Here is a 22,266-nt window from a genome sequence, read left to right as displayed (position 1 = left end):
GAGGTGGCCAAACAATCAGGAAATTACACTGAACGTTGCCAAGACCAGCGTCAACATCGCCGGTCGATCCGGCGAGCAGAATGCCGTTTATGAGCATCCCAAACATTGAGTGAACCAGCAGGCTGTAAAAAATCATGTCTTGCCCTATCGGTGTAATTATCTCCAAACACTTATTCATGTCTGTCAAACATTTTCCCGTCATTTTGGTCCCTGATGGCGACGATGCCGCACTCTCTAAAATGATACGGCAATTCCATCATTGGACCGCGCTTGATTTTCTTCGCACGGATGGTCCCAAAGCCACAGGTACTGGTGTCAGTCGTGTCTACGATGAGGATGAGTTTTACAAAGCCGTTATTCTGGAAGAGCTGGTTCGCTTGGGCGTTCCGGCTGTATTTCTAGAAGATATAGGCTTTGGTGATTGGCTTGAGACCAACAAGGATCTTGAGCACTGGCAGATAGTCAAGGAAGGTGCGCGAGACGTCTATCTCAATGTCGCTTCTAACGCAGATGAGGGCACTATCCTCAATATGTCCGATGATCCCAGACGGCTATTGTCCCTTCTTGGCTTTGTTGACACTAACGAGGAAGTTAAAAGCAACCCACACTCCGAGCGCTATTCCTCAATGATTGTCGTCAATGTCACAACCTTGTTTGATCGGGTGCCCGAATGATGGCTGCAGCCAGCCTGAAGGACCAATCAAAGATGGTACCTATCTCTCCGGGTCGGACATGGGGAAATGGTGCACCGGGAAGGATTCGAACCCTCGGCCCCCAGATTCGTAGTCTGGTGCTCTATCCAGCTGAGCTACCGGTGCCAATGCCTGGCCCCGTTGGGGTGGCAAGGTGGGTATCCCTAATGCGATGGCGGGCAGAATGCAAGCAGTAATTCCCGACAAGACTCAGGGTGTGGAAACGGGCATTCAGGCGCCGTGGCCGGTGTCGGATTTGACCACCCGCAACGTTGCCTGAGTAGCGGTTTCCGCAGCAATTGGATCGCGTATGTCGCGTCTCACCGGCAGGCGCACGGTGAAGCTTGCGCCCTGGCCTGTTTGATCCAGCGTGAGGCTGCCATCATGGGCGCGCACCAGTTCCGCGGCAATGGCCAGGCCAAGACCGGTGCCGCCGGGGCCAGAGGAGGACTGAAAGGCTTTGAACAGGGTGGCGCGCAATTCGTCCGGCACGCCCGGGCCGGTGTCGGATACAGTTATGCAATCACTGCGATCTTCGCTCCAGGCCCTGATGGTGAGACAATTGACAACACTGTCGGCCATTTCCGTGCCGTTGGTCTTCATTGCCTCCAGCGCGTTGCGCGACAGGTTCAGCAGAACGCGGAACAATTGATCCGGGTCAGCGTCGACCGTGAAGTCACGGCCGACATGACTTTCAAACCGGACCGCCTGTTCGCTGTCGAGGCCCAGCGCGTCGGACACTTCCAGCACCAGGGTCTGCAATTGCACAACCCGGATTGCTGGCGGCGCTTCGCGGGCACGGCCGTAGGACAGGGTCGACTGGCAGTAGTCTATGGCGCGGTCAAGGGCGCGCACAAGCTTGGGCGTAAAGCGCTGCACCACCGGATCGTCAATCGCCTGCAGGCGGTCGGAAAACAGCACTGCGGAGGCGAGGATATTGCGCAGATCATGATTGATCTTCGAGACCGCCAGACCGAGATCCGCCAATGTGCGTTTTTCCCCCAGCATGGTCTGAAGTTCGGTCTGCATTTCGGCCAGTTGATTCTGGGCAATGCCGATCTCATCGCCACGCCGGCTTTTGGCAATTACCCGCGCCGGATCTTCCGGATCTTCCGAAAAATGCACCATATTCCGAGTGACCCGCCGGAACGGGCGGACAAACAGGGCACGCAGCGACAGGAACACCAGGGATGCGGTGATAATGGAAATCACCAGCGATAATTGAAGTATATTGATGGAATGAGCCAGCATGGCTGCATGCAGCTTGTCTTCTTTCAGGACAATTTCGATTTCAACCGGTTTCCCGTCCGGGCCTGTCAGCCCCTTCGCCTGCCCGACCACTCTCGTGGTGCGGCTGTTGCCGAAGAGCAGCGATTGCATCGCCTCCATGATTGCATTTACAGGCTCAAGAATCGCAGTGTTGAATTCCGATGTGACCATCGCCGGCATATCCGACATGGCAATCAACCGGCGGCTGCCCTCGTTCTGAATTGCGATGGTCTGGATACCCAGCTCCTCCAGAATATCCTGGGCTGTGCTGTCCGACAGCATATCGAAATTGCCCGACCCCTCGGACACTCGCAGGGCAATGGATGCCCGCTCCAGGCGATCAATCAGCCAGGTGTTGCGGAAATAGGCCAGAGACGGAACATAGATGAACACCTCACTGATCATGACAAACACGATGGTCAGCAACAACAGCTTCATTGACAATCCGCCCACCGAATGCCGGCGCGGAGGTGGCTCTTGGTCAGCAGGAAGTTTTTGTTGAAGGCGAGTGTTCATTCAAATGATCCAACGCACATCCGGGCCGTTCAATTCCAGACAATGCAGCACGCATTGCCTGGCCAGCACGGCAGGGTTCTGCTGCTTTATCGGCCCGTTGGTAAAAATTTGCAAATAAACCAAGAGTGAACGCACTGTGAGCGGTTCAGAGCGTGCCACCCAAGAATCCGCGGCTCCATTGCGACAAAAAACCCTCCGGGCGGCGCCGGAAGGTCTCAGAGCGTTTCATGAAAAACAAACAATCAGTTGGCGGTCGTCCCACTGTTCTGGTCCAATGCCGGTGCTGCCGGTTCGACCGGGTCAGCTGCCGGCGCTTCATCCGCCGGTGTTTCCACGATCGGGGCGTCTGGCGACAGGCGTTCCTCCGGGACGGCATTGACGGCAGGCTCGCCTTCCGGCTCTTCAGGTGTGGCGGCTTCGCTGTCCATGATTTCTGCCGGCATGTCTGCAGCGGCCGGCTCGGCCTCGGGCAAGACTGCCGGAGAATCAGACAGCGACCGCAGATAGGCGATCATATCGGCCCGGTCTTCAGCTTTTTTCAAACCGGCAAAGCCCATCGCCGTGCCATCGATATATTTTTTTGGTGCCAGCAGAAAGCCGTTCAGATTTTCGTAATTCCAGACATTGTCAGCTGCAAAGGCCTGCATCGCAGAAGAATATTTGAAGCCATCATGTGAAGCCGGTGTGGCATTGACAATGTTCCACAGATTCGGGCCTACCTTGTTGGCACCACCTTGTTCAAAGGTATGGCAGGCCGCACATTTTTTCGAAATAGACTGCCCACCCTCGACCGTGGCGCTGGCCAGCAACACTGTAATCGGCTCTTCAGCCGGGGCTTGCGCCGTCTCAACAGTGGCGTCCGCTTCAGGGACATCGACCACATATCCGGGTGTCTCAAGCTCACCGCTTTCAAAAATGAAGTCTGCTACGATTCCCAGTCCCATCGCCAGGAGCAGAGTGCCGAGAATAGCACCTGCAATCTTGTTAAACTCAAAGGAATTCATTCGCTTATCTTTCCTGCAATCCGGTGTTGCGCCGTGTCGCCAGTGGCGATACGCCATCTGGGATATGTTCGCAAACTAAAAACTTTCCTATGCGCATGCAACACGTATAAGCATAGTTCTTTGTGGCGATATGCCCTGAATTCAGCCTGTTTTGCAAAAAAACAGAAATTTTACAGTAACAGAGAACTCTTTATGGCTTGCGCAGCGCCATTAGTGCTTATTCCATCCAGACTGGCCGCGACCAGACTGCCGAACAAACCGCTGGCCGATATTTCCGGCGAACCGATGATTGTCCATGTCTGGCGCCGGGCCATGGAGGCCGGCATTGGGGATGTGGTTGTGGCGACCGATTCTGATCTGGTCGCAAATGCCATTTCAGGCGCAGGCGGACGCGCGGTGCTGACGCGCGCCGACCATCCGTCTGGTTCGGACCGGATTTTCGAGGCGCTGCAACTGTGTGACCCGGAGCAGAGCTATCAGAGTGTTGTCAATCTGCAGGGCGATCTGCCGACTCTCGACCCGGCCTCGATTCATGCCTGTCTGGAGCCGCTGGAGGATGAGCAGGTGGATATCGCTACCCTTGGAGTGATCATCAGCGACGAGGCGGAAAAAACCAATCCCAGCGTGGTCAAGATCATCGGCAGTCCGGTGTCGGAAAGCCGCCTGCGCGGATTGTATTTCACCCGTGCAACAGCACCCTATGGCGAGGGTCCGCTGTATCATCATATCGGGATTTATGCCTATCGGCGGACGGCTCTGGAGCGGTTTGTATCACTGCCGCCCTCCACTCTTGAAAAGCGTGAAAAGCTGGAACAATTACGCGCCATTGAAGCCGGGATGCGGATTGACGCCAGGATTGTCGACACCGTTCCACTTGGCGTCGACACACCACATGATCTGGAACTTGCACGCCAAGCATTATATTGAGGATACAGCATGACTGCGGAAACTGCCGCCCGTCTGGCCAAGACAATTCATCCCACCAAAGTGGTGTTTCAGGGCGAACCTGGAGCCAACTCCCATATCGCCTGCAGCGAGGTCTTTCCGCAAGCCGAAGCGGTTGCCACGGCCACATTCGAGGATTGTTTCGCCGCCATGGAAGGCGGGGAAGCTGATCTGGGGATCATTCCGATTGAAAATTCAGTGGCCGGGCGGGTCGCCGATATTCATCATCTGCTGCCAACTTCGTCGCTTAGCATCATCGGCGAGTATTTCCTGCCGATCCACCACCAGCTTCTCGGGCTGACGGGATCTTCGATCCAGTCCATCGGTTCGGTACAAAGTCATATCATGGCCCTTGGCCAGTGCCGCAAAATGATTCGCAGGCTGGGTCTGAAACCGGTCATCGGAGCGGACACAGCCGGTTCGGCGCGCCAGATTGCGGAACGCGGCGACCCGTCCATCGCTGCAATTGCCTCTGGTCTGGCGGCCGAGATTTACGGCCTGCAGATTCTGGAAACCAATGTCGAGGATGAAGACCACAACACCACGCGCTTTATCATTCTGGCGCGCGAGGCGCTGAAGGCGGAGGCCGGCAACGGGCCGGTGATGACCAGTTTTGTGTTTCGTGTGCGCAACGTCCCGGCCGCGCTCTACAAGGCGATGGGCGGGTTTGCCACCAATGGCGTCAATATGACGAAACTGGAATCCTACCAGTTGGAAGGCACTTTCTTCGCCTCGCAGTTCTATGCAGAGATTGAAGGGCATCCCGATGATCCCAGTGTTACGCTCGCGCTCGAAGAACTGGGATTTTTCTGCGCCGAGTTGAAAATTCTCGGTGTCTATCCGGCGAGTCCGTTCCGGGCCAACATAACAGAGCCGGAAATCAACCGTGCGCTGCGTCCGGCTCAGCCGGACAAATCGTAATATGCTCTGATCAACTGATGGGCGATGGCCATGGGCGGCGGCGTTTTCAACTCGCCGCTGCCGGTGAGCATGGCACCGACTTCTTCCCGGCTGAACCAGCGGCAATCTTCCAGTTCAGCGGCGTCCATTGTGATGGCCGTGCTTTCCGCTTTGGCAAAACAGCCGATCATCAAGGTGTGGGGGAAAGGCCAGGGCTGGGTGGAATGGTAGCGCACCGCCGATATCTCGATGGCAGCCTCTTCCATGACTTCACGGCGCACGGCATTTTCAAGTGTTTCACCCGGTTCGATAAAGCCCGCCAGGCAGGAATACATGCCCGGTTGAAACCGGGGCTGGCGGCCCAGCAGACAGTTGCTGCCATCAACTACCAGCATGATCGAGACAGGATCGAGCCTTGGAAAATGCTCGCGCTCGCAAGCCGGGCATTGGCGCCGGTAACCGGCCTGGGTTTTTTCGCACGCCTGACCGCAATGCGCACAAAAGCGGTTGTTGGCGTGCCAGCTTAACAGCGACCAGCCATGGGCAATTGATGCCACATCTTCGGCGGCGACACTGCCAGTAATGACCAGGGATCGCATATCCAGCGTAGTATATGGTGCCGGCAAATCGTCTGAAGAGACAATCGTCGCGGCGAGATAAGGCACGCCGTCCCTGTCGCCAAGATAAATCCCGGCAGCCGCATCATAATTCAGCTTTGCGGTTTGCTGCAGGGTAAAGGCGGCAACAGCGCCGCTCGCATCGGTTCTGAGAACTGGATCACCATTGTGGAACAGATGGATGAGCGCGTGCGGGTTACGCCAGGCGCGCGCCAGATCTTCAGCACCAAGATGCTCGCTGTTGCGGACCAGGCGGTTGGCAGAAAAGGCATTCCCTGCCGAAGCCTCGGGGAAAGCCGTGCCATCGAACAATGCATTCACGTAACGGGCCTCAAAATCTTGATCTGATATCATTGACAATCGCCCTGGCGGCGATGGCGTCATAAGCTTCAGCAGTTCCGCTGCCCCATACCGGGCCTGGCCAGGCGGCATCGGCTGCATAACGCCCGATAATGTGCACATGCAATTGCCGGACCATATTGCCAAGCGCACCGATGTTGAGTTTTTCACAACTGGTCAACTGGCGCAGGATTCGGGAGGCTGTGTCAACATCATGCCACAAGGTGTCGCGCTGTGCGGCATCCAGATCCACGATCTCGGTTGCGCCCGAAATGGCAGGCACCAGAATCAGCCAGGGAAAACGACTGTCATTCATCAACAGGACCTCGCACAGGGTGAGCCGGGCGATAAAATGAGTATCGGCTTCAAGACGCGGATCGAGCGCAAAATCGGCGGGAGGATGTGGGTTCATATGCAACGCCTAATCCGGTTTTCCGCCCATTGCAAGATCAACGTCCGGAAGCCTTTTCTGCCGATAAGGTATCTCATGTGCGACTTTGTATTTTGCCGGTCATGTCGATTTTGCGCAGGGACTGTCATGGCCACAAGCGGTGTGTGACGCGTTGGGCGGGGGTGCGGACCCGTCCGCAAGACCCGACATTGATAAAAAGTCATCCAGCGCCTATTGTCCGCCAGATTTTTCCGGCCACCCCCTATTTCTTTGGAGACAGAATGACAGACCTTGCTGCCCTGGAAACCACTATCGAAGCCGCATTTGATGCCCGCGATTCGATAAACACCCGCACCAAAGGCGAAATTCGCGACGCTGTGGAAAAATCGCTGAACCTGCTGGACAGGGGCGAAGTCCGTGTCGCGCAGCGCCAGGCTGACGGCGCATGGACCGTCAATCAATGGCTGAAGAAAGCGGTGCTGCTGTCGTTCCGGCTGAACGCCATGGAAATCATCAAAGGCGGCCCGGGCGAATCGGTCTGGTGGGACAAGGTGCCTTCGAAATTCGATGGCTGGGGAAGCCTGGAATTTGAACGGGCCGGATTTCGTGCTGTACCGAATTGCACCGTGCGCCGCTCGGCCTATATTGCTCCCGGCGTGGTGCTGATGCCCTCCTTTGTCAATCTGGGGGCCTATGTCGATGAAGGCACCATGGTTGATGGTTGGGCGACCGTCGGCTCCTGTGCGCAGATCGGCAAAAATGTCCATCTATCCGGCGGTGTCGGCATTGGTGGCGTGCTGGAGCCGCTTCAGGCCGGACCGACCATCATCGAAGACAATTGCTTCATCGGCGCGCGTTCGGAAGTGGTGGAGGGCTGCATCGTGCGCGAGGGTGCGGTTCTGGGGATGGGGGTCTATATCGGCAAATCCACCAAGATCGTCGACCGGGCCACTGGCGAAATCCATATGGGGGAAGTGCCGGCCTATTCTGTCGTAGTGGCCGGTGCCCTGCCCGGCAAACCGATACCGGGGCAGAACTGGGGCCCGAGCCTGTATTGCGCAGTGATTGTCAAGAAAGTCGATGCACAGACCCGGTCGAAGACCTCGATCAACGAGCTGCTGCGCGACTGAGCTGCGCTGAAAACAAAACTGCCCTGACACGACGCTGTCGTATCAGGGCAGGCTATCCAGCCAGTTTCGGGCCGGGTTATCAGGCTGCTGACTGGGCTTTCAGCAATCCGCGATTGACCAGCAATTCAGCGATCTGAACCGCATTGAGCGCCGCGCCCTTGCGCAGATTGTCGGAAACAACCCAGATGTTCAGACCGTTTTCTACGGTGCTGTCCTCGCGAATGCGGGAGATGAATGTCGCATCCTCGCCAGCGCATTCATAAGGTGTGACGTAGCCGCCATCTTCCCGCTTGTCGACGACCAGACAGCCCGGTGCTTCACGCAGAATTTCGCGGGCCTCATCGGCGGTGATCTCGTTTTCAAATTCGATATTGACCGCTTCGGCATGGCCGACAAACACCGGCACGCGAACAGCCGTGGCGGTCAGCTTGATGGATTTGTCGAGGATTTTCTTGGTCTCTGCGACCATCTTCCATTCTTCCTTGGTGGAGCCATCGTCGAGAAACACATCGATATGCGGGATGACATTGAAGGCAATGCGCTTGGTGAATTTGTTGGTCTCCAGCGGATCGGACACAAAGACGGCGCGCGTCTGGGTGAACAACTCGTCAGCGCCTTCTTTGCCGGCCCCGGAAACCGACTGGTAGGTGGACACAACGACACGCTTGATGCGGGCCTTGTCATGCAAAGGTTTCAGCGCCACCACAAGTTGCGCGGTGGAGCAATTGGGATTGGCAATGATGTTCTTTTTGGTAAAGCCGGTTATGGCGTCCGGATTAACCTCGGGCACGATCAGGGGCACATCGGGATCATATCGCCAGGCCGATGAATTATCGATCACGACGCAGCCCTTCGCCGCGATTTTCGGTGCCAGCGTTTTTGAGATTTCGCCCCCGGCTGACATGATGGCAATGTCAGTTCCGGCAAAATCGTAATTGTCCAGCGCCTTCACGCGCAACGTCTTGTCGCCGAACGACACTTCCGTTCCCTGGCTGCGGCGTGACGCCAGGGCGATCACCTCGTCAGCGGGAAATCCGCGTTCCTGCAAGATGGACAGAACCTCGCGACCGACATTGCCTGTGGCCCCGACTACGGCAACTTTGTAACCCATTGAAATATCCTTTCATCACTCTCCCGCCTGCTGGACCCGACACGCAGCCGGGCTTTTCTCCCTCATAATACCGGCGAGAGAGAATGCGGCATATAAGGGAAATCAGGTGGTTTTGCAGGTTTTGGTGGTGGTTCCGGCCGTCAGCATGATTTCTGTCGCGCCATCAGGATGCGCAGACAACTTCAATTCCCACACTGGTTTCAAACCGTTTGACATTCGGACCCTGTGACAGGTGACGTTACAAGAATTGCCGGTTCTATGAGGGCAAATCACAAAAGAGTCAATGCGGTGCGATTTTGCCATATTGCAATCATACTTGACTGTCATCAGGCTTGCTAACAGACCCTGCCAGGAGATTCGGGAAGCTCGCCAGTCTCCGCTTTGAAAGTTCGCCGTTTGATGTTCGCCCCTTTGATCATAATTGCAGCCGCGCTGGCCCTTGCGCCAGTTGCCAGCCAGTCCGCTTTTGCAGATGATATTGGTCCTTCGGAGAACCCATTTGAGAGCGCAATCGGCGCGGCCGCCATCCTTGATTTGCCAAGCGGTGAAACGCGAATTCATATGGGTCCTGATTCCCGCGCCCAAATTGCTCTCGATGAAGACATGTCTCTGGTTCTGATGCGCAGCGGCAACCACATTGAGGCGAGCGTGCAGGTGCGCAATTCCCCATCTGTCGCGCCGCTGTTCGATCTGGTTGTGGCGACCCTGCCCCATCAGACGCTGGAAGCCCGCCTGAGCGATGTCAATTTCGATGGCATTCGAGATTTACTGGTGGAAACTCAGGTTGGATATGGCGGCGTTAATGTATTCTTTGACCTTTATCTGGGAACCCCGACCGGCTTTGAACCTGACACTGCCGAACAGGGCCTGTCCAACCCTGAAATTGATCAAGGCCGCAAACAGATCTCGACGATGATGCGCAGCGGGCCGACCTGGTACCGCGATATCTATCTGATTTCGAATTGGCGGCCCTACCGCTTCATGACCACCACTGCAGCAGGTCGCGGCATCTCCTATGCCCGGTTTCTCAGCGATGACGGCCAGCTCCAGCAGGAGATGATCACCGACGCCGTACAGGAAGATCCGCGCGACTGGCAGCCAGTGCAACTGATCCTGCCAGGAGGGGCCCCCTATCCACTGCGCGGTGAACCTGATGATGCCAGCGCAACGACCGGCGCGCTGCCTGATGGCAGTACAATTCTTCTGCGCCGCTTCAGCGAAGATCGCAGGTTTGCTCTGGTTGAACACGCGAACAACCGGATGACCGGCTGGCTGAAAACCGATTGGCTGCCGATGCCAGACGGCGTGCGTTTCTAGATCGGTCTTGAGTACGCTGCCTGTTTGGTGGCCCGACCGCCGCGAAGTCTGGATTACCGCAGGCGCTCCAGCGATATCGATTTGACGCAACGTGTCGCTTTTCGGTGACAGGTCCTTTCCGGCTTTTTTGATAATCTGACAGGCTGTACTGCAACTGAAGGTAGCGATAGCGCTGAAACTGTTTGGAAAATTGAAAATGCTTGCCGCACTTTACGACTGGTTTGAAAGACGGGTTGAACCCTTTCCCGCTGCCGATCCCAGGCACCCGCCAGATACACTGATGGCCTTCCTGTGGCACTATGCAAAACCCGTGCGTGCGCCTCTTCTGCTGATGTCACTGGTGACCGCCATGATCGCCATCATGGAAGTTCTGATGTTCGGCTTTCTCGGCTCGCTGGTAGACCGGCTGAATGCCAGCAACCCGGAGACCTTCTGGGCGGATAATGGCATGCCGCTGAGCCTGATGGCGGTGATGATCCTGGTTTTGTTGCCGCTGACGGTTTTCGTCGGCGCGATGCTTATTCACCAGACATTGCTGGGAAATTTCCCGATGATCATCCGCTGGCAGGCGCATCGCTATCTGCTTGGCCAGTCGATGAGTTTCTTTCAGGATGAGTTTGCCGGACGGATTGCCACCAAAGTCATGCAGACCTCTCTGGCGGTGCGCGAAGCGGTGATGAAAGTTCTCGACGTTCTGGTGTTTGTCAGCGTCTATTTCAGCGGCGCGATTGTGCTTGTCGCGCTGGCGGACTGGCGTCTGGCGCTGCCGTTACTGGTTTGGCTTGCCGGCTATGTCCTGTTGATGCGCCGCTTCATTCCTCGGCTGCGCCGGATTTCAGAGCGTCAGGCCGATGCCCGCTCTTTGATGACCGGCCAGGTGGTCGACAGCTACACCAATATTCTGACGGTCAAACTATTTTCGCAGCGCACCCGCGAGCAGGATTATGCCCGCCAGGGCATGAATGGCTTTCTGCAGACCGTGCACCAGCAAATGCGCCAGGTTACGGGTCTGCAATCGCTGCTGTATCTGATGAATTGCCTGTTGATTTTCTCGGTCAGCGCAACTGCAATCGGATTGTGGCTCGGTGCGGATATTTCAACGGGCGCGATCGCGGTTGCCATCGGGCTGGCATTGCGGCTCAACGGCATGTCACAGTGGATCATGTGGGAATTGTCCGCCCTGTTTGAAAATATCGGCACGGTGGAAGACGGCATCACCACTCTTGCCACTGACCGGGATATTCACGACGCGCCTTCGGCCCCTTCTTTGCCGCCGGTGGCCGGAGCGGTCTGCTTTGATCATGTCGGTTTTCACTATGGCAAGTTCGGCCCTGCCGGCAGCAATCCTGATAAGGCTGATGGACCGAATGAGAACCGTCGCTGGACCAAGGGCATTTTGCACGACATCACTTTGAGCATTGCACCAGGCGAGAAAATCGGTCTGGTCGGACGTTCCGGTGCCGGCAAGTCGACCCTCGTCAATCTGCTGCTGCGGCTTTACGATGTGGAAAGCGGCCGCATCACCATTGACGGGCATGATATTGCAAAGGTCACCCAGAACTCGCTGCGCGGCCAGATTTCCATGGTGACACAGGACACCTCGCTACTGCACCGCTCGGTGCGCGACAATATTCTCTATGGCCGGCCCGATGCCAGCGAGGCGGATATGATCCGCGCCGCGCGTCAGGCCGAGGCAATGGAGTTCATCGCCGAATTGACCGACCCCAGAGGCCGCCATGGCTTTGATGCCCATGTCGGCGAGCGCGGGGTGAAACTATCCGGCGGCCAGCGCCAGCGCGTCGCCATAGCGCGGGTGCTTTTGAAAGATGCACCGATCCTGATTCTCGACGAGGCAACCTCGGCGCTGGATTCAGAAGTTGAGGCGGCGATCCAGGAGCAATTGTTCAATCTGATGAAAGACAAGACGGTGATTGCCATTGCCCACCGCCTGTCAACGATTGCCACCATGGATCGTCTGGTGGTGATGGATGACGGGCATATCGTCGAGACCGGACCGCATGAGGAACTGATTGCCAAGGGCGGGCTTTATGCCAGCCTGTGGCAGCGCCAGTCCGGCGGCTTTCTGGGTGGCATCGATCAGGAAGAGGCCGCTGAATAAACTGACAGGCCACCGTGCTTTCGCATGGGCGCAGCCAAGCCAATGCAAATGCTGGTATTTGAACACTTTGCCTGATAAAAGGCCCACGCATTGGCTGAAGAGACAAAAGAGTTCGTCCCATGAGTATCCGCGCTGCCAACCGCTCGAGAACAACCACTGAAACGGAGATCAATGTCTCCGTGACGGTGGATGGCTCGGGGCATTATGATGTTGAAACCGGCATCGGGTTTTTTGACCATATGCTGGAGCAGCTGGCACGGCACAGCGGCATGGACCTGAAAGTGCGGGCCAAGGGCGATCTGCATATTGATGACCATCACACGGTCGAGGATGTGGGAATTGCGCTTGGCATGGCGCTGAATGAGGCACTGGCCGACCGCGCCGGCATCAACCGCTACGGCTCGGCCGAGCTGCCCATGGATGAAGCCCTGTCACGGGCAGCGATAGACGTTTCCGGCCGACCATTTCTGGTCTGGAGGCTGGCGTTCAACGCTGCCAAGATCGGCAGTTTTGATACTGAACTGGTGCGCGAGTTTTTTCAGGCATTTGCCATGAACGGCCGGCTGACGCTGCATGTCGAGGGTGTTTACGGTGACAATAATCATCATATTGCGGAAAGCGCCTTCAAGGCGGTGGCGCGCGCTCTGCGCGTGGCAATTGCCCTGGACAGCCGTGAAAGCGGCAAGATCCCGTCGACCAAAGGCACACTTTAACGAGGTTCCGCATGAGATCCTTTACCGTCCACCTTCCGCCGCTGGTCTCTGAAGAAGAGCGTCTGGCACAAGCCGTCTTTGTCAGAGACGGATTTCACGCCGTCGCCCTGCTTGCACCGCCCCTGTGGCTGCTGTGGTACCGGCAATGGCTGGGGCTGGCGCTGTATATTGTGGCCATGCTTGTTCTGGATTTCAGCGCAGAATATGTCTCTGTCTGGGCCATTCTGATCGTCAATCTGCTGTTCGGTATCGGACTGGCGCTGGAAGCCAGCACGCTGCGGCGCTGGCGGCTGGACGCTCGCGGCTGGCAGATGGCGGCAGCCCTGTCGGCGCATGATCTTGAAGATGCGGAGTTGCGGTTTTTCAGCGGCCTCGCCCAGGGCAATCGCAGGCCGGTCCAACCTGTCCCAGCCATATTGCAAAACGGCCTTTCCTCGACCCGGCCATCAACTGGTGCGGCAACACCGTCGATCATCGGATATCAGTGATGAAGCGGTCGATGCGTGTTGCTATACTGGATTACGGCTCGGGCAATCTGCGATCCGCCGAAAAATCCTTTCAGCGGGCCGCGCGCGAGCGCGATCTTGAGGCGGAGATTGCGGTCACCAATGATCCCGATTATGTCGCGCGGGCCGACAGGATCGTGCTGCCTGGTGTCGGGGCCTTTGCCGACTGCCGGGCAGGATTGTTTGCCATTGACGGGCTGGTGGAAGCATTGCGGCACAGCGTGGAACAGCGTGCCGTTCCGTTTTTCGGCATCTGTGTCGGCATGCAATTGATGGCGAGAAGCGGGCTGGAAAAGAAAATCTCCAGCGGTCTTGGCTGGATTCCGGGCGACGTTGTTGCGATAACGCCTTCAGATCCCGCCCTGAAAATTCCGCAGATGGGCTGGAATACGCTGACGCCGCTGCGCCCGCACCCTGTCTGTGACGGTATTGCACTGGGGCCGGGAGGTCTGAATGCCTATTTCGTGCATTCCTACCAGCTTGTGCCGGACAATCCCGACCATGTTGTAGCGATCACCGACCATGGCGGTCCGGTGACGGCAATGGTGGCGCGGGACAATCTGGTCGGCACCCAGTTTCATCCGGAAAAAAGCCAGATGCTCGGTCTGTCTCTGATCGGTAATTTTCTGACATGGTGGCCGGAAAGAACCCGGGCGCAGATCGATGCCGTGGCGGCGAATGCCTGACCTGACTGTAATTAAGACATGACTGTAATTAAAAAGACAAAATGACCATGATCCTGTTTCCCGCAATCGATTTGAAGGATGGCCAGTGCGTGCGCCTGAAACTGGGTGATATGGAGCAGGCCACAGTGTTCAATGACAGCCCGGCAGCGCAGGCCAAAGCCTTTGAAGATCAGGGCTTTGAATGGCTGCATGTGGTTGATCTGAATGGTGCCTTCGCCGGAGAAAGCCGCAATGGCGCGGCGGTCGATGCGATATTGGCGGCAACGCGAAATCCGGTCCAGCTGGGCGGTGGTATCCGCACGCTGGACCATATTGAAGCCTGGCTGGACAAGGGCCTCGCCCGCGTCATTCTCGGCACTGTCGCTGTGCGTGATCCCGGCCTTGTGCGCCGCGCCTGTGCCGAATTTCCCGGCAGGATCGCGGTCGGCATTGATGCCCGCTCCGGGCATGTGGCGGTTGAAGGCTGGGCCGAAACGTCTGATCTGACAGTGCTCGACATGGCAAAACGCTTTGAAGATGCCGGGGTCGCCGCCATCATCTATACCGATATTGACCGCGATGGCGTGTTGAGCGGCATCAACTGGGACAGCACGCTGGAGCTGGCAAATCATGTTGATATTCCGGTGATCGCATCCGGCGGCCTGGCCTCCATGGACGATATCCACAGAATGACCCTGCCGGACGCGCAAATTCTGGCAGGTGCGATTTCCGGACGGGCGCTTTATGATGGCCGGATTGACCCTGCGCAGGCCCTGGCCGTTCTGAAGAAAGCCGCACCATGCTGAAAGTCCGTGTCATTCCCTGTCTCGACGTCAAGGAAGGGCGTGTCGTCAAAGGCGTCAATTTCGTCGATCTGATCGATGCCGGCGATCCGGTTCAGGCCGCAATTGCCTATGATGCCGCCGGAGCCGATGAGTTGTGTTTTCTCGACATTACCGCCAGCCATGAAGATCGCGGCATTCTGCTGGAGGTGGTGCGGGAAACCGCCGAACACTGTTTCATGCCACTGACAGTGGGCGGCGGTGTGCGGGAAATTGCCGATATCCGCAATCTGCTGCTGGCCGGCGCCGATAAGGTGTCGATCAACACGGCTGCGGTCAGGCGACCGGAATTTGTCCGCGAAGCGGCCGATAAATTCGGCAATCAGTGCATTGTCGTGGCGATTGACGCGAAACGCGTTTCGGCAGCCGATGAGCCGGAGCGGTTTGAGATATTCACCCATGGCGGGCGTGAAGCGACCGGCATTGATGCGGTGGCGTTTGCCCGCCAGGTGGTGGCACTGGGGGCCGGTGAGATATTGCTGACCAGCATGGATCGGGACGGAACCAAAATCGGTTATAATCTGCCGCTGACCAGGGCTATTGCCGATGCGGTGCCGGTGCCGGTCATTGCATCGGGTGGTGTCGGCAATCTCGATCATCTTGTCGAAGGCGTCAAACAGGGCCATGCCAGTGCGGTTCTGGCCGCCTCGATTTTTCATTTCGGTACCTATACTGTGGCCGAAGCCAAGGCCCATATGGCCAGGGCCGGTCTGGCCATGCGGCTTATCTGAAAACGGATCTGTTATGAGCAATTTTTCGCTGAGTGATCTGCAAACCATCATAGAAGAACGCAGCACTGCGGGCGTAGAGGCCTCCTATACGGCGCGGCTGCTCGACAAGGGCGTGCTGAAATGTGCCGAGAAATTTGGCGAAGAGGCTGTTGAACTGGCTCTGGCAGCAGTGGCACAGGAGCAGGCGGATGTGGCCAATGAAGCGGCAGATGTGCTGTATCATCTGATGGTGGTGCTGCGCGCACGCGGTGTGGAACTGGCGCAAATCATGGCTATTCTGGAGCAACGCACCGCTCAATCCGGTCTTGCGGAGAAAGCGGGGCGCAGTGCACCCGAATAAGGGAACCCGATATGACCCCGGCTGAGGCAGCAACACAGATCGGACTAATCGCCAGCAAAGCCGCTGACACGGCGCCGCAGGAAGGTTCCCTGTCGCCCTACCGGATCTATGATGTTGAGCACTGGGCGAAGCTGCGGGCCGATACGCCGATGACGCTGTCGATCAATGAAATCCGCAGAATGCAGGGCCTCAATGACCCGATTTCGGTCGAGGAAGTGGAACTCGTCTATCTGCCGCTGGCGCGATTGTTGTTTCACTACGTCAAGGCAACACAGACTCTGTTTCAGGCAACGGCACAGTTTCTCGATCTGAAAGACAGCAAGGTGCCGTTCATCATCGGGCTGGCCGGGTCGGTCTCGGCCGGCAAATCCACAACGGCACGGGTGCTGCAGGCCCTGCTGGCGCGCTGGCCATCAATGCCAAAGGTCGATCTGATTACCACGGATGGTTTTCTCTACCCCAATGCGGTGTTGCAGGCAGAAGGCCTGATGGAGCGCAAGGGTTTTCCGGAAAGCTATGATGTCGGGGCGCTGCTGCGCTTTCTGACCGACATCAAGGCGGGCCGCAAATCGACCACCGCACCGCTCTATTCACACCTGATCTATGATGTGGTTCCCAATGAAACCATAACGATTTCCAACCCGGATATCCTGATTCTGGAAGGGCTGAATGTGTTGCAGGTTCGTGATCTGCCGCCGGGCGGAGACAGCGTGCCATTCGTGTCGGACTTTTTCGACTTTTCGATTTACCTGGATGCCGATGAAGCCTTTGTCCAGCAATGGTATCGCGAGCGTTTCCTGCGGCTCCGCGAAACCGCGTTCCGCGACCCGAAAAGTTTTTTCAGAACATTTGCCGAATTGTCCGAACAGGACGCGCTGGCCAAGGCCGATGATATCTGGGCGCGCATCAACCGGCCTAACCTTCTGGAAAATATCCTGCCGACGCGGCAGCGCGCCGATCTGATCCTGCGCAAAGGTGCCGATCACAGAATTGACCAGGTCGCATTGCGCCGGCTTTAGACTTTTTCCGCCCGGCCCGGCCACACCATGCTGGCCGGTCAGACCATGCTGGGAAGAATCCGGTCCGGAACTGCATGGCCGTCGAGCAGGGATCTGATGTTGACGATCACCTTGTCACCCATATCGATGCGGCCCTCGATCGTCGCCGATCCCATATGCGGCAAAAGCACAACCTTGTTGGCACGGGCAAGCTTCAGCAATTTGGGATTGACGGCCGGTTCATGCTCGAACACATCCAGACCGGCGCCAGCGAGTTTCTTGTCTTCCAGCATGGTGATGAGGGCGTTCTCGTCGATGATTTCGCCGCGCGCCGTGTTGACCACATAGGCTTCCGGCCGCATCAAATGCAGCCTTCTGGCTGACAGCAGGTGATAGGTTCCGGGCGTGTGCGGGCAATTGACGGAAATGATATCCATGCGCGCCAGCATCTGGTCGAGACTGTCCCAATAGGTTGCCTCCAGACCTTCTTCAATGTCAGAGGGCAGCGGCCGGCGGTTGTGATAGTGAATGGCAAGTCCGAACGCTCTTGCACGGCGGGCCACGGCCTGACCGATCCGGCCCATGCCGACAATGCCCAGACGCTTGCCTGAAATGCGGCGGCCCGTCATCCACGTCGGAGACCAGCCCGACCAGGGCTCTCCGCCCGGCAATATGGCCGCCCCTTCGGCGAGCCGGCGCGGTACGGCCAGAATCAGCGCCATCGTCATATCGGCCGTATCTTCGGTCAGCACATTGGGCGTATTCGTCACCACAATGCCCTTGTCATGGGCAACGCCGACATCGATATTGTCGACGCCATTGCCAAAATTGGCGATGATCTTCAATTGCGGGCCGGCCTGGTTGAGCACGGCAGCGTCGATTCGATCGGTCACAGTGGGAACCAGCACTTCCGCCGTTTTCACTGCCTCCACCAGTTCTGCCTGAGTCATGGCATGATCGTCCAGATTAAGGCGGGCATTGAACAGCTCGCGCATGCGGGTTTCGACCTGTTCAGGCAGTTTCCGGGTGACAATAACCAGAGTTTTCGATCTCGACATATCGCGCTTGCCCATTGTTGTTGAGAGCTCTTTAACCATATCGGTTCAAAACTTGTATATGAGTTGAACAGGCAATGCCCAACCCGGATCTACAGCCGTTCCTGCAGACACTATCAGATAGGACTGCAAACACAATTTGAATGGCTTGGTATAATGTGTCAGGAGAGCGAATGCCAAGCCTCCTGTGACACGGAAGGCAAGTTTGAAATTGAGATGCGCGAATTGAGCTTATGGATGCGCAGAAAATGAGTTTGAAAGTGATGCAATTGCGCCAGACGCTGCATAAGCAGTTTCGGCAGAAAATTCTCGGAGGATTTCAGCAAGCGCTGCCCGGATGCCTGCCCAAATGGCTACCAAGGTGCCTGCTACGCGGTGTGTGGCTAATTGCTGCTCTGCTGGCGCTGAGCGCTGCGGGATTTGTGCAGCAGCCGGCCTTTGCCCAGTCCATTGGTGAGCGCGGAATTCGCGTCGGACCTTCGGGCCTTGCCCTGCCCCGCTTTGTCAGCCTCAAATCCAATCAGGTGAATGTCCGGGTCGGACCCGGCCGGGAATATGATATTGCCTGGATTTTCGTCAAGGGCGGGCTTCCGGTGGAGGTGTTTCAGGAATCCGATAATTGGCGCCGCATCCGTGATGCTTCCGGAAATTCCGGCTGGGTGTTTCACAGTCTTTTATCGGGACGCAGAACCGCGCTGGTCACGCCATGGGCCAGCGCCGCCGAACCCCTGCCGCTCTACCGCGAACGCAGCCCGGGCGCAAAGTTGAATGCCCGGCTGGAAACCGGCGTGCTGCTGAGCATTGATGAGTGCGACGGCGTATGGTGCCGCGCAGATCTGCGGGACAGCAGCAATCAGAGCTTTCGCGGCTATGTGCAGCAGAACAAATTGTGGGGCGTCTACCCCAATGAGGAATTTGAGGATTAGAGCACGGCTATGAATCCCGGTCACTGACCGGCATTATGCCGCTTCGTCATGCAGCTTCGTCATTCAGGGCATCAATCACCGCGCATTTTGGAATATCCCTGCCGCTGCATTGTGCGACCGTTTCGGAAAGTACGCTCTCGATACGCTGAAGATCAGCGATCTTCTGGTGGATCGCGGTCAAATGCGACAGCGCGACATCCTGAACCTCGGCACAGGTCTGGATGCCGCCGTCGACCAAAGCAAGAAGGCCGCGCACTTCGTTCAGCGAGAAGCCCAGATCCCGCGCCCGAATGACGAATTTCAACCGCTGAACATGCCCGGCATCATAGCTTCGGTAATTCTTCGCCGTTCGCGGCGGCTCGGGCATGACACCAATGGTTTCATAGTATCGGATCGTTTCCAGATTGCAGCCGGTTTTCCGCGCCAGATCAGAGCGCCTCAAATGCTTCACAACAGTGTTACCATTCTTCACAGAAAAATCCTTGACCCTGTACTTACTACAGACACTAATTTGTCTTCCAGGTTAAGGCAAGGATGATTTGAATGAGCGAATTGACGACCGGTAACAGCCTGACAGAATTGACCGACAACCCTGAAACCGACCGAAAAGGGTGGACGGCTACCGGCTTCAGCGGTCTTGGTGCTTTGGCCATGACATCATGCTGCATCCTGCCTCTGGTTCTGGTCAGCTTTGGTGTCGGCGGCGTCTGGATCGCTCAGTTGACGGCACTTTATGCCTATAAGTGGTACACATTCGCCATCAGCGTGGCGTTTCTGTCTTACGGGTTCTGGAAGGCCTACCGGCCGGTTGAGGCGCTGGACTGCCAGGATGGCAGTTGCGCAAAACCATTAAACCGGACGCTGATGCGCGCGATTTTGTGGTCTGCCGCGTTCATTGTCGCTGTCGCAATGATCTTTCCCTACCTCACCCCCTACATTTTGAGTTATTAGAGAGGACTTCCGAAAATGAAATATTTTTACGCAACAGTCCTGGGCTGTTTTCTGACCACCGGTGCGGCCTGGGCCGCCGAGCAGCAGACCCGTATCGAAGTCAGCGAGTTATTCTGCCCGTCCTGCCCCTACATCGCTGCGGACGCGGTCAAGTCCATTGAAAGCGTCAAAATCGTCGAGGCGGATTTTGATCAGGCAGCAGAAAAAATCGTGTTTCTGATTACCTATGATGATGCCGTGACCACGCCGGATGCAATTGCCGAAGCATCCATGCAATTTGGCTACCCAGGCCGCGTTCTGCTGCCGGCATCCGGTTCGTAGCGCGACAGATCAAGGACCCACAATGAATGACAGAACTCTCCTGCGCAGCGGCCTGACCGGCGCTGTCATTGCTGCAATTTGCTGTTTCACGCCACTTCTGGTGCTGCTGGTGGCAGGGGCCGGACTGTCAGCCCTTGTCGGATGGCTCGACTATGTGCTGTTCCCGTTGCTGTTTGCCTCACTCGGCGTGGTTGCACAAGCGCTGTGGCTGCAAACTGGCAAGCCGGGGCGCAGTCCGAAAACCCTGATTATCGTGGCTGTTGTGGTGTTGTCGGCACTGCTGTTCTGGCTTGAATTTCGCTTTGCCTTGCGCCTCTCGGTCGCGGCGGCGCTGGCAGTGGTGGTTTATGCGCTCTGGCTGCGGCGGTCGCGGGCAACCGCAGCCGCACAGGTCACTTCCAAACATATTTGATGAAATGCATTGAAAGGCACAGACATGAATGACGCCAGCGGAACGCCGAAAATCAGCCTTTACGATCTGATCGTGGTCGGCGCGGGATCGGCCGGGTTTTCGGCCTCGATCACGGCCGCCGATGCAGGCAAGCGCGTGGCTCTGATTGGTCACGGCACCATTGGCGGCACCTGCGTCAACGTTGGATGTGTGCCGTCCAAGGCGATGATCCGGGCCGGTGAGGCTATCCATGCCGCACATGCGGCATCGCGCTTTCCCGGTGTGAGCGGTCAGGCAAAGCTCCATGACTGGGCGGCGCTTGTTGCTGCCAAGGATGAGCTGGTGCAAACTCTGCGGCAAAAGAAATATGCCGATCTGCTGCCGTCTTACGAGCTTGTCGACTACTTCGACGAGGGCGCCGCACAACTGGTTGAAGGCGGTGTTAAAATCGGCAGTCGTGTCATCAAGGCGCCGAAGATCATCATTGCAACGGGCGGGCGTCCCACCCTGCCGCCGATCAAGGGCATCGAACAGGTGCCCACGCTGGACAGCACCAGTCTGCTTGAGTTGAAGGAAAAGCCCAGGAGCCTGATCTTTATTGGCGGCGGTTATATCGGCGCGGAACTTGCCCAAATGATGCGCCGGATGGGCGTCGAAGTGACTGTAGTGTGCCGCTCACGGCTCCTGCCCGGCGCTGAACCCGAAGTTTCAGATGCGCTGACTGAGATATTTCGCGCTGAAGGCATCGAGATACATTGCGGCGTCAGCTATGACGTAGTCAGTGAGGATGCCGATGGCATCACGCTCCGCGTCAAAAAGGACGGCAAACCTTTGGAATTGAACGCTGAAAAGCTGGTGGTGACCGCTGGCCGGCGCGCCAATACTGATGGTATGGGCCTGGAAGAGATGGGCATTGAACTGGATCAGCGCGGCGCCATCATCATTGATGATGACATGCAGACGTCGCGGCCAGGTGTCTATGCCGCCGGTGATGTGACCGATCGCGATCAGTTCGTCTACATGGCTGCTTACGGGGCCAAGCTGGCATCGCGCAACGCTGTGTTGGGCGAAACCAATCGCTATGACAATGCTACTATGCCCTGGGTGGTGTTTACCGACTCGCAAGTGGCCGGGGTCGGATTGTCCGAGGCTGAAGCGCGAGCCGCGGGCCATGAAGTGAAAACTTCGGTACTGACATTGGACAATGTGCCACGGGCGCTCGCCGCACGCGACACGCGCGGGCTGATCAAACTGGTGGCCGACGCCAAATCTGATCTGCTGCTCGGCGGCCAGATTATCGCACCCGAAGGCTCTGACACCATTCAGACGCTGGCGATGGCCCTGTCATTCGGTATGACGACCAAGGCACTTGGCCAGACCATCATGCCTTATCTGACCACCGTCGAAGGGTTGAAACTGGCAGCGCAAACCTTTGATATGGACGTCGCCAAACTGAGCTGCTGCGCCGGATAGGAAA

The 22,266-nt window shown here is 57.1% G+C and carries 27 protein-coding genes and 1 tRNA gene; 18 read left to right on the top strand and 10 right to left on the bottom strand.

Annotated elements, in window-relative coordinates; genetic code table 11:
• Positions 1 to 176 precede the first annotated feature (176 nt).
• Entirely contained in the window at positions 177 to 674 is a 498-nt protein-coding gene (locus RAL88_RS14715; RefSeq protein WP_306264559.1) for a hypothetical protein, read from the top strand.
• Positions 675 to 741: 67 nt separating this feature from the next.
• Here the strand turns inward: RAL88_RS14715 and RAL88_RS14710 are convergent.
• From RAL88_RS14710 to RAL88_RS14695, 4 genes are all read right to left on the bottom strand, one after another.
• Positions 742 to 818: transfer RNA gene (locus tag RAL88_RS14710), tRNA-Arg, on the bottom strand.
• 105 nt (positions 819 to 923) lie between these two features.
• Complete coding sequence (locus RAL88_RS14705) at positions 924 to 2,399, bottom strand: HAMP domain-containing sensor histidine kinase (RefSeq protein WP_306264558.1); 1,476 nt, start codon at positions 2,397 to 2,399, stop codon at positions 924 to 926.
• 78 nt (positions 2,400 to 2,477) lie between these two features.
• A complete protein-coding gene (locus RAL88_RS14700; protein ID WP_306264557.1) occupies positions 2,478 to 2,636 on the bottom strand; it encodes a hypothetical protein in 159 nt (52 codons plus the stop codon).
• 83 nt (positions 2,637 to 2,719) lie between these two features.
• The gene (locus RAL88_RS14695; RefSeq protein ID WP_306264556.1) at positions 2,720 to 3,481 is read right to left on the bottom strand and encodes a cytochrome c family protein; all 762 of its coding nucleotides are present in this window, start codon (positions 3,479 to 3,481) and stop codon (positions 2,720 to 2,722) included.
• A gap of 192 nt (positions 3,482 to 3,673) precedes the next feature.
• Between RAL88_RS14695 and RAL88_RS14690 the strand changes: the two genes are divergently transcribed.
• Positions 3,674 to 4,408 (top strand): 3-deoxy-manno-octulosonate cytidylyltransferase, encoded by a 735-nt coding sequence (locus RAL88_RS14690; RefSeq protein WP_306264555.1) that lies wholly within the window; start codon positions 3,674 to 3,676, stop codon positions 4,406 to 4,408.
• Between the two features lie 9 nt (positions 4,409 to 4,417).
• Positions 4,418 to 5,347: a prephenate dehydratase gene (locus tag RAL88_RS14685; RefSeq protein WP_306264554.1), complete on the top strand. Its 930-nt coding sequence runs from the start codon at positions 4,418 to 4,420 to the stop codon at positions 5,345 to 5,347.
• Here the strand turns inward: RAL88_RS14685 and nudC are convergent.
• Together nudC and RAL88_RS14675 are read right to left on the bottom strand one after the other, a co-directional pair.
• On the bottom strand, positions 5,329 to 6,297 hold the full coding sequence (gene nudC / locus RAL88_RS14680) for an NAD(+) diphosphatase (RefSeq protein ID WP_306264553.1): 969 nt from the start codon (positions 6,295 to 6,297) through the stop codon (positions 5,329 to 5,331). The genes RAL88_RS14685 and nudC overlap by 19 nt on opposite strands.
• Entirely contained in the window at positions 6,275 to 6,694 is a 420-nt protein-coding gene (locus tag RAL88_RS14675; RefSeq protein WP_306264552.1) for an HIT domain-containing protein, read from the bottom strand. Before RAL88_RS14675 ends, nudC begins: the two co-directional genes overlap by 23 nt.
• Before the next feature lie 260 nt (positions 6,695 to 6,954).
• On the opposite strand from RAL88_RS14675, the gene dapD reads away from it, so the two are divergent.
• Positions 6,955 to 7,803 (top strand): 2,3,4,5-tetrahydropyridine-2,6-dicarboxylate N-succinyltransferase, encoded by an 849-nt coding sequence (dapD, locus tag RAL88_RS14670; RefSeq protein ID WP_306264551.1) that lies wholly within the window; start codon positions 6,955 to 6,957, stop codon positions 7,801 to 7,803.
• A 79-nt stretch (positions 7,804 to 7,882) separates the two neighbouring features.
• Here the strand turns inward: dapD and RAL88_RS14665 are convergent, their stop codons facing one another.
• The gene (locus tag RAL88_RS14665; RefSeq protein WP_306264550.1) at positions 7,883 to 8,914 is read right to left on the bottom strand and encodes an aspartate-semialdehyde dehydrogenase; all 1,032 of its coding nucleotides are present in this window, start codon (positions 8,912 to 8,914) and stop codon (positions 7,883 to 7,885) included.
• A 102-nt stretch (positions 8,915 to 9,016) separates the two neighbouring features.
• Positions 9,017 to 9,475 carry a hypothetical protein gene (locus tag RAL88_RS14660; protein WP_306264548.1) on the bottom strand — a complete coding sequence of 153 codons (459 nt, stop codon included), beginning with the start codon at positions 9,473 to 9,475 and terminating at the stop codon, positions 9,017 to 9,019.
• Here RAL88_RS14660 and RAL88_RS14655 point away from each other — a divergent pair, their 5' ends adjacent.
• The 9 genes from RAL88_RS14655 to coaA all read left to right on the top strand — a co-directional run bounded on the left by RAL88_RS14655 (position 9,476) and on the right by coaA (position 17,166).
• Positions 9,476 to 10,231 carry a hypothetical protein gene (locus RAL88_RS14655; protein ID WP_306264547.1) on the top strand — a complete coding sequence of 252 codons (756 nt, stop codon included), beginning with the start codon at positions 9,476 to 9,478 and terminating at the stop codon, positions 10,229 to 10,231.
• A 196-nt stretch (positions 10,232 to 10,427) separates the two neighbouring features.
• A complete protein-coding gene (locus RAL88_RS14650; RefSeq protein WP_306264545.1) occupies positions 10,428 to 12,350 on the top strand; it encodes an ABC transporter ATP-binding protein in 1,923 nt (640 codons plus the stop codon).
• Positions 12,351 to 12,469: 119 nt separating this feature from the next.
• Positions 12,470 to 13,063 carry an imidazoleglycerol-phosphate dehydratase HisB gene (gene hisB / locus RAL88_RS14645; RefSeq protein WP_306264543.1) on the top strand — a complete coding sequence of 198 codons (594 nt, stop codon included), beginning with the start codon at positions 12,470 to 12,472 and terminating at the stop codon, positions 13,061 to 13,063.
• A gap of 11 nt (positions 13,064 to 13,074) precedes the next feature.
• Positions 13,075 to 13,551: a DUF2628 domain-containing protein gene (locus RAL88_RS14640; RefSeq protein WP_306264541.1), complete on the top strand. Its 477-nt coding sequence runs from the start codon at positions 13,075 to 13,077 to the stop codon at positions 13,549 to 13,551.
• An 11-nt stretch (positions 13,552 to 13,562) separates the two neighbouring features.
• Positions 13,563 to 14,255 carry an imidazole glycerol phosphate synthase subunit HisH gene (gene hisH, locus RAL88_RS14635; protein WP_306264539.1) on the top strand — a complete coding sequence of 231 codons (693 nt, stop codon included), beginning with the start codon at positions 13,563 to 13,565 and terminating at the stop codon, positions 14,253 to 14,255.
• 47 nt (positions 14,256 to 14,302) lie between these two features.
• Complete coding sequence (gene hisA / locus RAL88_RS14630) at positions 14,303 to 15,040, top strand: 1-(5-phosphoribosyl)-5-[(5-phosphoribosylamino)methylideneamino]imidazole-4-carboxamide isomerase (protein ID WP_306269709.1); 738 nt, start codon at positions 14,303 to 14,305, stop codon at positions 15,038 to 15,040.
• Positions 15,034 to 15,807 (top strand): imidazole glycerol phosphate synthase subunit HisF, encoded by a 774-nt coding sequence (hisF, locus tag RAL88_RS14625; protein WP_306264537.1) that lies wholly within the window; start codon positions 15,034 to 15,036, stop codon positions 15,805 to 15,807. Before hisA ends, hisF begins: the two co-directional genes overlap by 7 nt.
• Before the next feature lie 13 nt (positions 15,808 to 15,820).
• Positions 15,821 to 16,147 (top strand): phosphoribosyl-ATP diphosphatase, encoded by a 327-nt coding sequence (locus RAL88_RS14620; protein ID WP_306264535.1) that lies wholly within the window; start codon positions 15,821 to 15,823, stop codon positions 16,145 to 16,147.
• An 11-nt stretch (positions 16,148 to 16,158) separates the two neighbouring features.
• Positions 16,159 to 17,166, top strand: a complete 1,008-nt coding sequence (coaA, locus tag RAL88_RS14615; protein WP_306264533.1) for a type I pantothenate kinase — start codon at positions 16,159 to 16,161, stop codon at positions 17,164 to 17,166.
• Between the two features lie 38 nt (positions 17,167 to 17,204).
• On the opposite strand, the gene RAL88_RS14610 is transcribed toward coaA, so the two are convergent.
• Complete coding sequence (locus tag RAL88_RS14610; RefSeq protein ID WP_306264531.1) at positions 17,205 to 18,203, bottom strand: D-glycerate dehydrogenase; 999 nt, start codon at positions 18,201 to 18,203, stop codon at positions 17,205 to 17,207.
• Between the two features lie 245 nt (positions 18,204 to 18,448).
• Here RAL88_RS14610 and RAL88_RS14605 point away from each other — a divergent pair, with 245 nt between their 5' ends.
• Positions 18,449 to 19,126, top strand: coding sequence for an SH3 domain-containing protein (locus RAL88_RS14605; RefSeq protein WP_306264529.1), 678 nt, complete (start codon positions 18,449 to 18,451; stop codon positions 19,124 to 19,126).
• 46 nt (positions 19,127 to 19,172) lie between these two features.
• On the opposite strand, the gene RAL88_RS14600 is transcribed toward RAL88_RS14605, so the two are convergent.
• Positions 19,173 to 19,598 (bottom strand): helix-turn-helix domain-containing protein, encoded by a 426-nt coding sequence (locus RAL88_RS14600; protein ID WP_306264527.1) that lies wholly within the window; start codon positions 19,596 to 19,598, stop codon positions 19,173 to 19,175.
• A 71-nt stretch (positions 19,599 to 19,669) separates the two neighbouring features.
• Here RAL88_RS14600 and RAL88_RS14595 point away from each other — a divergent pair, with 71 nt between their 5' ends.
• Genes RAL88_RS14595 through merA form a run of 4 tightly spaced genes read left to right on the top strand, consistent with a single transcriptional unit; the run spans position 19,670 to position 22,262 of the window.
• Complete coding sequence (locus RAL88_RS14595) at positions 19,670 to 20,077, top strand: mercuric transporter MerT family protein (RefSeq protein WP_306264525.1); 408 nt, start codon at positions 19,670 to 19,672, stop codon at positions 20,075 to 20,077.
• A gap of 15 nt (positions 20,078 to 20,092) precedes the next feature.
• Positions 20,093 to 20,398, top strand: a complete 306-nt coding sequence (locus tag RAL88_RS14590; protein WP_306264523.1) for a hypothetical protein — start codon at positions 20,093 to 20,095, stop codon at positions 20,396 to 20,398.
• A 22-nt stretch (positions 20,399 to 20,420) separates the two neighbouring features.
• On the top strand, positions 20,421 to 20,810 hold the full coding sequence (gene merF / locus RAL88_RS14585; protein ID WP_306264521.1) for a mercury resistance system transport protein MerF: 390 nt from the start codon (positions 20,421 to 20,423) through the stop codon (positions 20,808 to 20,810).
• A 24-nt stretch (positions 20,811 to 20,834) separates the two neighbouring features.
• Complete coding sequence (gene merA, locus RAL88_RS14580; RefSeq protein ID WP_306264519.1) at positions 20,835 to 22,262, top strand: mercury(II) reductase; 1,428 nt, start codon at positions 20,835 to 20,837, stop codon at positions 22,260 to 22,262.
• Positions 22,263 to 22,266 lie beyond the last annotated feature (4 nt).

It is taken from the genome of Pararhizobium sp. IMCC3301 (genome assembly GCF_030758315.1).
Classification (GTDB): Bacteria; Pseudomonadota; Alphaproteobacteria; order Rhizobiales.
Note: the sequence above shows the minus strand (reverse complement) of the source record. Positions and strands in the feature narration are given on the sequence as shown.